10 protein-coding genes are annotated in these 9,417 nt (G+C 61.4%); 1 reads left to right on the forward strand and 9 read right to left on the reverse strand.

All coding sequences use genetic code 11. The annotated features are described in order from the left end of the window. Positions 1–713: 713 nt before the first annotated feature. From ACN0X6_RS23610 to ACN0X6_RS23630, 5 genes are all read right to left on the reverse strand, one after another. Positions 714–1,550: a PhzF family phenazine biosynthesis protein gene (locus tag ACN0X6_RS23610; RefSeq protein WP_417707674.1), complete on the reverse strand. Its 837-nt coding sequence runs from the start codon at positions 1,548–1,550 to the stop codon at positions 714–716. Positions 1,551–1,799: 249 nt separating this feature from the next. Further along, positions 1,800–2,555: an L-cystine ABC transporter ATP-binding protein TcyN gene (tcyN, locus tag ACN0X6_RS23615; RefSeq protein WP_017676645.1), complete on the reverse strand. Its 756-nt coding sequence runs from the start codon at positions 2,553–2,555 to the stop codon at positions 1,800–1,802. Further along, on the reverse strand, positions 2,555–3,223 hold the full coding sequence (gene tcyL, locus ACN0X6_RS23620; protein ID WP_417707676.1) for a cystine ABC transporter permease: 669 nt from the start codon (positions 3,221–3,223) through the stop codon (positions 2,555–2,557). The genes tcyN and tcyL overlap by 1 nt, the downstream gene beginning before the upstream one ends. Further along, positions 3,220–4,017 (reverse strand): cystine ABC transporter substrate-binding protein, encoded by a 798-nt coding sequence (tcyJ, locus tag ACN0X6_RS23625; RefSeq protein WP_417707678.1) that lies wholly within the window; start codon positions 4,015–4,017, stop codon positions 3,220–3,222. Before tcyJ ends, tcyL begins: the two co-directional genes overlap by 4 nt. A gap of 83 nt (positions 4,018–4,100) precedes the next feature. After that, the gene (locus ACN0X6_RS23630) at positions 4,101–5,093 is read right to left on the reverse strand and encodes a D-cysteine desulfhydrase (RefSeq protein ID WP_417707680.1); all 993 of its coding nucleotides are present in this window, start codon (positions 5,091–5,093) and stop codon (positions 4,101–4,103) included. Positions 5,094–5,317: 224 nt separating this feature from the next. Between ACN0X6_RS23630 and ACN0X6_RS23635 the strand changes: the two genes are divergently transcribed. After that, the gene (locus tag ACN0X6_RS23635) at positions 5,318–6,100 is read left to right on the forward strand and encodes a MetQ/NlpA family ABC transporter substrate-binding protein (protein ID WP_417707682.1); all 783 of its coding nucleotides are present in this window, start codon (positions 5,318–5,320) and stop codon (positions 6,098–6,100) included. A gap of 213 nt (positions 6,101–6,313) precedes the next feature. Here the strand turns inward: ACN0X6_RS23635 and ACN0X6_RS23640 are convergent, their stop codons facing one another. The 4 genes from ACN0X6_RS23640 to ACN0X6_RS23655 form a co-directional block, all read right to left on the reverse strand. Then, positions 6,314–8,218 carry a patatin-like phospholipase family protein gene (locus ACN0X6_RS23640; protein ID WP_417707684.1) on the reverse strand — a complete coding sequence of 635 codons (1,905 nt, stop codon included), beginning with the start codon at positions 8,216–8,218 and terminating at the stop codon, positions 6,314–6,316. 130 nt (positions 8,219–8,348) lie between these two features. Beyond that, positions 8,349–8,615, reverse strand: coding sequence for a DUF2790 domain-containing protein (locus ACN0X6_RS23645; RefSeq protein ID WP_417707686.1), 267 nt, complete (start codon positions 8,613–8,615; stop codon positions 8,349–8,351). 184 nt (positions 8,616–8,799) lie between these two features. Next, positions 8,800–9,150 (reverse strand): antibiotic biosynthesis monooxygenase family protein, encoded by a 351-nt coding sequence (locus tag ACN0X6_RS23650; protein ID WP_417707688.1) that lies wholly within the window; start codon positions 9,148–9,150, stop codon positions 8,800–8,802. A gap of 44 nt (positions 9,151–9,194) precedes the next feature. Continuing rightward, on the reverse strand, positions 9,195–9,417 hold a 223-nt coding region (locus ACN0X6_RS23655), incomplete at its 5' end, for a zinc-binding dehydrogenase (protein WP_417707690.1).

Here is a 9,417-nt window from a genome sequence, read left to right on the forward strand (position 1 = left end):
GCATCTCCACATCGCTAATCACCCAGGCCGCCATCCCGGGAATTTGTTTAGCAGCGGTCGGCTTCGCATGGTTGTACTTCTGGGAGCCGATCAGGGCTCTGCCTGCCGCACTGTTCAGCCTTGGCGTCGCGCTCCTCGCTCTAATGGCGTTGGTAGTACTCGTCTATAGCACGCCGCTAGTGCATATGCTGGATGACGTCATCTGGGTGGTTCTTGGTGTGACTCTACTCATTTATATAGCATCGTTGATCGGATGCGTGCGACTAGCTCAAGCGTCCAATTCCGGAGTCGTTGTGTTCGGACTGCTTGGGCTGATTCCGCTATGGTTTCTCGGCGGTTTCGTACTCATGAGTTCAGCGTGTAGCTTTAGAACCGGTGGATGTTAATGAAGCTGCCGCAAACAGTTCATTTAAGCCGACGCCGATATGCAGCGTGGCTCAAATCAGACACTAGAACAGATAAGGTGACAGATTTTTTTACTGGTCCGCTGTCCGCTTCTGGCTGATTCTGTTGAAAAAGTCGGCCTCTGAAAGAGTCGCTTCTTGGCAGCTCAACTCTGGCGTTGCCACGTAAAGTGACTCAGATTTCAACGTCGCTAACGCTATTTTCATTGGCAAAAATCGCGACAGGACTTATTCAATAGAATCGGCTAATACCGGACAGTGGCCTAAGCTGGCAAGGTAAAGGGGAATGGACACATGACGCCGTGGTAGTTAGAACGTGACCCGCCCTGACACACCCGGTTGAACTTCACCTCCGACCCAGATATCACTTCCGAGCTTCTCAATTGTTATCCGGCCTCGACGACCTAATACAGTGCCTTGGCTCGCCGTGTAGTGGTCAGGCATGACCCCAGTAGAAATTAGCCATTGCGCCAGGCTCGCATTGAGACTTCCGGTAACAGGGTCTTCATTCCACTCTTCACCCATAAAGGCGCGCACCTCGACATCTGCGTCCGCATGAGGACCTTGCCAAGGCGCGACCACGCCTACATTGAGTCCATTTAGTGCCGTGTAGTCCGGACGAATCGCCAAAACCTCATCACGCGAAGCCAACAGTACGGCAACCCAGCCAGGCCCGTTATCGACCCACTGACTGGCAAGGATGCGATCAGAGGTCAGCCCCAACCCACTCTCTATCTGCCGCAGCGTAGCGTCTTCTACCACTCCGCTCCGTACCAAGGGGGGCGCTGCAAACGCCAGACAAGCCCCGTCTCGCCGAATACGGATCAGGCCTGCCGAGCACTCCTGGACAATCTCTTCATCGACATTGCCGATACTTTGATTTAGCCATACATGACAGCTTCCCAGTGTTGGATGCCCGGCAAAGGGCAGCTCTCGTAGCGGGGTGAAAATTCGTACGCGGTAATGTGCATCGGGAGAGCTTGGCTTGAGCAGAAAGGTTGTCTCGCTAAGTTGTGTCCAGGCAGCAAAGTCACGCATTTGTTGGCTGGTCAGATCGTCGGCACCAATGACGACAGCAACGGCGTTACCTTTGAAGGGTTGTTCGGAGAAAACATCAACTTGCTCGAATGGTAACGAAACCGACATGCAGCCTCCTCTGTCGTGGCTACGGGGGGAAGAGTGAGGATATGCCAGACGACACACTTCCGAAATCAAGTTTCACAGACTTTTGAACGCCTGCTTCTTGATGCAAGCAGCCCAAAAATCTCGCTTGCTCCCGCTTTCGCCTCAGCCTTTCCCCCAGCAATTGCTCAATGCATTGCCCGCCGCTGTGGGCGACGCAGTACCCACCATTGAATCGCAAGCACAGCAGTGAAGGCGCACGCCTGCGACTGACTAAAGCGAGCGGTCCAGCAGGAACTTGCTGAGAAACTGCCGCGTGCGTTCGTGCTGGGGCGCGGTGAACAGGGTCTTGGCCGGGCCCTGTTCGACGATGTGCCCCTGGTCGATGAAGATCGCCCGGTCTGCCACGTCGCGGGCGAAGGCCATTTCGTGGGTGACGATGACCATGGTGCGCTTTTCTTCGGCCAGATCACGGATGGTGGTCAGCACTTCGCCCACCAGTTCGGGGTCGAGGGCCGAGGTGGGTTCGTCGAAGAGGATCACCTGCGGGCGCATGGCCAGGGCACGGGCGATGGCCACGCGCTGTTGCTGGCCGCCGGACAGGCGTTTGGGGTAGGCGTCTTCCTTGCCGCTCAGGCCCACCTTGGCGAGCAGGGCGCGGGCATGGGCGAGGGCTGCTTCGCGTGGCTCCTTCTTCACCTGCACCGGCCCTTCGATGACGTTCTCCAGCGCCGTGCGGTGGGGGAACAGGTTGAAGTTCTGGAACACGAAGCCGGCCTGCTGGCGCAGTTGGCGGATGAGCTTCTGCTGGCCCTTGAGCGGTTTATCCGCATCGATATGGATGTCGCCCACGGTGATCTGCCCGGCGCTGGGTTGCTCCAGCAGGTTGAGGCAGCGCAGCAGGGTGGTCTTGCCCGAGCCGCTGGGGCCGATGATGGCGACCACCTCGCCGGCGGCCACGTCCAGGTCGATGCCCTTGAGTACTTCGTTGCTGCCGAAGGCTTTTCGCAGATTGCGCACGGAAATCATCAGTTGTCCTGCTCGTGCCGGTTGACCCTGACCTCAAGGCGCGCCTGGAAGTGCGCGAGGATGCTGGCCAGCGCCCAGTAGATCAGCGCGGCCGCCAGGTACATGGTGAAAATCTCGAAGGTGCGCGCGGTGATCAACTGCGCCTGACGGAACAGTTCCGGCACCTGGATGGTGGCGGCCAGGGCGGTGTCCTTGACGAGGGAAATGAAGCTGTTGCCCAGCGGCGGCAGGGCGGTGCGCGCGGCCTGCGGCAGGATCGCCCGATACAGCGTCTGCGTCCTGCTCATGCCGATGCTGGCGGCTGCTTCCCATTGGCCACGGTCAATGGAGGCGATGGCAGCGCGGAGAATCTCCGAGGTGTAGGCGGCCATGTTCAGCGAGAAGCCGATCAGTGCGGCCGGCAACGGGTCGAGCTGAATGCCCAGCTGCGGCAGGCCGTAGTAGATCAGGAACAGCTGCACCAGCAGCGGCGTGCCACGAAAGAAGGAGACGTAGAGGCGGGTGAGCCAGCGCAGTGGGGCTGGCCCGTACAGGCGTCCGACGGCGAGGGCGAAGCCCAGCAGCAGGCCGAAGAACATGCCGCCTAGGCTGAGTACGACCGTGTAGTAGGCGCCCTTGAGCAGAAAGGGCGCGGACTCCAGAGCCAGCTGCAGGGCGGACTCGATCATCGGGTGACGTCAGCCTTGAACCATTTCTCGGAGAGTTGCTTGAGGGTGCCGTCGGCACTCAGCTTGGTCAGCGCCTGGTCGATGGCGGCGAGCAGGGCGGGGTTGCCCTTGCGCATGGCGATGCCAGCCTCCTGGCGGGAGAAGGCGTCACCGGCCACGGCCAGGCGGCCACCGGTTTTCTCGACCATTTCGAAGGCGGCCAGGCGATCCACCAGGATCACGTCGATGCGGCCGACGTTGAGGTCCTGGAACTTGGTGGGGTCGTCATCGTAGGTGCGGATGTCGGCTTGCGGCACGTTGTCTTTCAGCCACTGTTCGTAGTTGGTGCCAAGGCCTACGCCGACCTTCTTGCCGGCCAGGTCCTGGGCGCTCTTGATGCTGTCGCCATCGGCCTTGCGGGTCAGCGCCTGGATGCCGGAGACGGTGTAGGGGGTGGAGAAATCGTACTTCTTCTTGCGCTCGTCGGAGATGGTCACCTGGTTGATCACCACATCCAGGCGCTTGGACTCCAGCGCGGCGAGGATGCCGTCCCACTTGGTTGGCTGGAACTCGGCCTTGACGCCCAGTTCCTTGGCCAGCGCTTCGGCCAGCTCCACTTCGAAGCCGGTCAGCTTGCCGTTGGCATCCTGGTAGTTGAAGGGCGGGTAGGTGCCCTCCAGGCCGACCTTGATGGCGCCACGGGCCTTGATGTCATCGAGCAGCTCGGCGGCGAAGCTCGGTGCGCTGAGGCTGGCGCCCAGCATGAGGGCCAGGCTGGCGAAGAGGAAATGGCGACGCAGGGTTGAGAATGTCATGGTGACCTCATACAAGTGGGAAGGTGGCGCCACTCTAGGTGGAAATTCTTATGCTTCTAAATAATTAAAAATTATTCATATATTCATTTTTGTTTGTAGGCGAAGAGGGCCGGCGAGCCGCCCGTGTGCAGGAACAGCAGCGGTCCATTGCCTGGGAAGGCGCCACGCTTGAGGCCATCGAGCAGCCCGGCGAAGGCTTTGCCAGTGTAGACCGGGTCGAGCAGGATCGCTTCCAGGCGCGCCAGCAGGCTGATGGCCTCCAGGCAGGCGGCGTTGGCTTCGCCGTAACGCGGGGCGAAATAGGCGTCCCATAACTCCAGGTTCAATCCGTGCGGCACCTCCACGCCCAGCAGTTCAGCGGTGCGCTGGAGTAGACCCTCGACCTTGGGCTTTTGTGCCGCCTCGCTGCGCGAAACGGTGACGCCGATCACGCGTGTGCCGGGGCGCGCACTCTCCAGCGCCAGGGCCAGCCCGGCATGCGTGCCGGCGCTGCCGGAGGCCAGCACCACGGCGGCGAAGTCCTGGCCGCTGGCGGCGATCTGCTCGGCCAGCTCCAGGCCGCCACGCACGTAGCCGAGTGCGCCCAGGGCATTGGAGCCACCGATGGGCACCAGGTATGGCCGGCGACCGGCTGCACCGAGGCGTTGGCAGGCGGCCTCCAGCAACTGATCGGCGTTGTCCAGGTTGGCGACGTTTTCCACCTCGGCGCCGAACAGATCCAGCAGCAGGCGATTGCCGTTGCCCAGGTAGTCGTCGCTCTGGCTGTCGATGGGGTTTTCCAGCAGGGCCAGGCAGCCCAGGCCGAGCTGAGCGGCGACCGCTGCGGTTTGCCGCACGTGGTTGGACTGGATGGCGCCGGCCGTGACCAGCACATCGGCCCCTTTGGTCTGTGCATCGGCAACGAGGTATTCGAGCTTGCGTGCCTTGTTGCCGCCGAGCGCCAATGGGGTGAGGTCGTCGCGTTTGATCCAGATATCGCGGCCCAGGTGCTGGGACAGGCGTGGCAGGTGCTGCAGGGCGGTGGCCTGAGGGATCAGTTGCAGGCGGGGGAAGCGGGCGAGGGCGGCGGTGAGCATGGGAGCCTCCAGGGAGCGAAGGCTTTTCACTCTAGGCGGGAGCAGGCTGGGCTCACAAGCAGAAGAGGAAGATTATTTTTGGCATAAGAAAATAATTAATAGTTATTTTATGGCATAAACCTTTCTCCGTACTGTTGCGCCCAGCCCGGCCTATCCGCCGGGTGCCTGCCAAACGTGCCGGGCTGTCGATCCAGCCGGTGCCATAGACCGAGAACAAGGACATCATGAAAAAGACCCTGCTGCTGACTGCCCTGGCCGCTGCCCTGACTGCCTCCCTGGCCCAGGCGGGCGAAAAGCTGAGCGTGGCCGCCACGCCGGTGCCGCACGCCGAAATCCTCGAATTGATCAAGCCCGAGCTGGCCAAGCAAGGCGTGGATCTGGATATCAAGGTCTTCACCGACTACGTGCAACCCAACCTGCAGGTCAGCCAGAAGAATCTGGATGCCAACTACTTCCAGACCAAGCCCTACCTGGACACCTTCAATGCCCAGCGCGGTACCGAACTGGTGATCGTGCAGGGCGTGCACGTCGAGCCCTTCGGCGCCTATTCGGCCAAGTACAAATCCCTCGATGAATTGCCGAACGGCGCCGTCATCGCCATTCCCAACGAAGTCAGCACCACTGGCCGTGCGCTGCTGCTGTTGCAGAAGGCTGGCCTGCTGACCCTCAAGGACCCCAACAGCGCCCAGGCGCTGCCGCGCGACATCGTCGATAACCCGCGCAACTTCAAGTTCCGCGAGCTGGAGGCGGCCACCGTGCCGCGCGTGCTGAATCAGGTCGACCTGGCGCTGATCAACACCAACTATGCGCTGGAGGCCAAGCTCAATCCCAAGCGCGATGCATTGGCGATCGAAGGCAGCGACTCGCCTTACGTCAACTACCTGGTGGCGCGCCCGGACAACCAGGACAGCGAGGCGATCAAGAAGCTCTCCGCCGCGCTGACCAGCCCGCAAGTGAAGGCCTTCATCGAGAAGCGCTATGAAGGCGCGGTACTGCCGGCTTTCTGAGCCGGTCCCTCTGCTGAGCGCTGTCACCGGGTAGGGTGCGCCGCGCGCACCGAGAGGCCACGATTACGGGTGCATAGCGCCCAAATGCCCACCGTCGATCAGGCTAATGAGCCTGTGCCAAGGGGTTTTCACGTACGCCGAGCCGGCTCAGCCGACTCGGCGTTCTTTTTGCCGGAGGCTTTTTGTTGCCCGGGTTCAAAGACGGCCAGCGCCCTACAGACGCGGCCGCAGTTTGAGTTCGGGCGTGGGTTTGGGGGCGCCCTTGGCGGGGTGGCTGTCCGGGTGCTGTTCGATCATCTGGGCGATCTCCCGCAGCTTGCCAAGCATGGCCTGGGCCAGGCCGGCCTGGGTGCGGTACAGACCGGTATCCGGGTCCTGCTCCAGATCGCTGAGGCCTTTGAAGGGATAGCTGTAGCGCTTGGCATCGGTGCTGAAGAAGCGCTGGTAGTCCTGCTCCGTACCGTGCAGTTCGCGGCAGGCTCTCTCCAGGCTCTGCAGTTGTTCGGCGACGCTGGCCAGTTGCAGGCGCAGACGAATGATCTGGTGATTTTCCCAGTTCATCGGCGAGGCCTGGGCGCCTGGCTGCCAATGCTGTGGGTCGCCGAAACGCAGGACGAACTGCTGGCCGGCTTCGCGTCCGTAGCGGGTCAGTCGCTCGATGCGCTCGGTGGGCATGGTCAGGTTGAGGCCGCCTTCTTCGCGGGTCAGCTGGATCAGGCCGATACGGTCGCGAAAGCCGGGCATCAGCGAGAGGGTTTCGTGGTTCCAGTCTTTGGCGACGTTGCTGAGCTGGGCGAGGAAACCGCGCAGGGCTGGCAGACCCGTCTGGGGGAAGCGGCGCCAGTAGGCAAGCCGCGCATCGCCGTTGTTACGCGGGAAGCGCACGCGTTGTTCGTCGGCGCCGTCGGTCGGCCCCAGGTCGAGGCCGAAGGTGGGGCGCCTGGGCAGCGCGGCATCGAAGAAGTGGATGGGAAAGTTGGAGCTGATGCCGCCATCGGTGAACCAGCAGCGCTCCAGCTTCTTCCCGCTCGTGCGGTAGTCCACGGCGTACAGTGGGACGGCGCTGAGCAGCAGGGGAAAGCTCAGGCTCATGCGCACGGCGACGATCACCGGCAGGTCATCGGGCAGTGGCAGGCGCAGATACCCGTCGCCGCGATCATCGCCAGGGCGCTGGTGAGCGCCCATCCAGGCCACCACGCGGTGGGGGAATAGCCGCGCGAACTCCTCCTGGCGGAAGTGGAACTGGTTGTTCTCGCGCACCTGCTCGTCGTCACGAAAGGGCAGGCGGAAAGGACGCGCCATGCTCAGGCAGGTGGTCATCACCTGCAGATCGATGCCATGGCGACGCAGGTCGCCGAAGGTCAATGGCCGCTCGCACTCGATGGCGTCGGCCTGAGCGGCGCAGTAGTCGCGCTGGCCGCTGAGCTGATCGAAGTACTGGGTCAGCCAGGTGGTCAGGGCTTCATCCGGGGCGTCGTCATCGGCCTCTGGCATGCCGCTGCACAGGCCGAAACCGCTGGCTGGCAGTTCACGCAATGCCACCAGAGCCAGGCGCAGGACCACGGCAAGCACGCCACCCAACGCGGCGAACAGCAAGACCCAGAGCCAAACCAGCATGCTGGCGCTGCTGGCCGCGCTCCACCACAGCGGCCCGCCTGCCAGCAGGGCGCCGACCAGGGCGCTGAGCTTGTGGCGCATGAGCATGACCTTCAGTGGCGCGAACAACCGTGTCCAGGGGCCTTTGCCCTTGACCTCGAGGAGGGCGATGAAGGTATCGAACAGGGCGCGCACTGCCGGGGCCGGCTTGAACAACGCCAGCAGTTTGGTGCCATGGCCATTCGCGGCGGGCATGCAGAGGTGCTGGGGCAGTCGTTCGATTTCCGCGAAGCCGGCCGGGTCGCTGCTCAACTCACCTTGCTGATAGCGCTGGCGGCCCAGTTCGGCAGCGGCAGCAGCTGCTGCAGCGATGGCGCCAGCACTGGTGCCGCCGATGCTGCGCAGGCGAAACGCCTTGGCGATCTCGGTGATGGCCAGCGGGTAGACGATGCCGCTGGTGATGCCACCTTTCATGATCAGGTCGCATTCCCGGGCAAAAGCCGCCTGGCGCGAATCGCTCATCTACTGCTCCTTGTCGTCATGCCGAACGCTGGCGGGGGCATGATAACGCGGCTTTTACGGCTATATGCCAGTATTGCGAGCGATTACGGATAATGAGTGGGGCATGGTTGTCCCTGGCGTCTGCGTTATGTCAGTGGCCTTTGCTGCATGCATCGGAGAGGGCCTTGAATTTCAGGGTCTGGATCTTTCCAGCCGAGTCGATGTATTTCATCAGGTGATCGACAGGCTTGCAGGTATGGGTTTTCGGCTTTGATATGGAGAGCACCTTGGCTACATCAAGTTTCAATCCATACTTGTAAGTGGTAACCGGACTTTCGGCGAGTGCATTGCCGGCTAGAAGCAAGGCAAAGCTGGTAATGAAAATAGTTGCCAGGGTTTTTGCATGTTTGCTGATCATTGTTGAACTCCGAATAAGCTGAAAGGATGGCGAGCGCCTCCGCGAAAGTTGAGCGGGGTTGCCTGCTCACTTTCAAAGAAAGCGACGAAATTGTGTTCAGGTAAGTTGATCTGACAGTCTTGTATTTCAAATACTGTCAGATCACAGGGTGGCCAGGAGTAGCGGCGAAGTCAGGGCTGCAGGCTCAAGCCTTTGGCGCTGCAATATCGAAGGCGCTGGCCTGGCCCTGATCGTTTGCCTGGGTAAAGGCGGCCTCCTGAATGTGGTAGACCGTTGGTTCTTGCGAGAAGTATTTCTCCAGGCCGAGCATGAACGTCTGATGGTCGTCACTCGCTTCGAAGCCCGGCGCGTGGTCCTCAAGTGATGCCCAGCGCACGATCAGGTTGAACGTCTCGGGACTTTCGATTCCCTGCGCGAACATATGGCCGTGGTAGCCCTTGGCGCGTTGCAGCAAGTGAACCACGTCGGCAAATGCCTGTTTGAACTGTTCGGTCTGTGCACTGTGAACAGGCAGGACTGCGATTTCATGAATCATTGCGGTATTCCTCTGAAGTCAGTTAGTTCGTTGAGCCTGTGTACTTACGGGACGAGCGAGGGCTCGACGGCAATCGCGACTTTCCCGCGAAGACCGTTGTTGGGCGTCTCCAGCAGCGCATGCGCGCTGGCAATGTCAGCGAGCGAGTAGACCGCGCCGATGTGCGGGCGCAACTGGCCGCGCTCGACCAATGCCTTCAGTTCATCGAGCTTGCCGCGGTTCTGGCGGGTGAAGACGAAGTGGTAGCTGGCGTTCTTGCCCCAGGCC

It is taken from the genome of Pseudomonas sp. (genome assembly GCF_048269965.1).
GTDB lineage: Bacteria > Pseudomonadota > Gammaproteobacteria > Pseudomonadales > Pseudomonadaceae > Aquipseudomonas.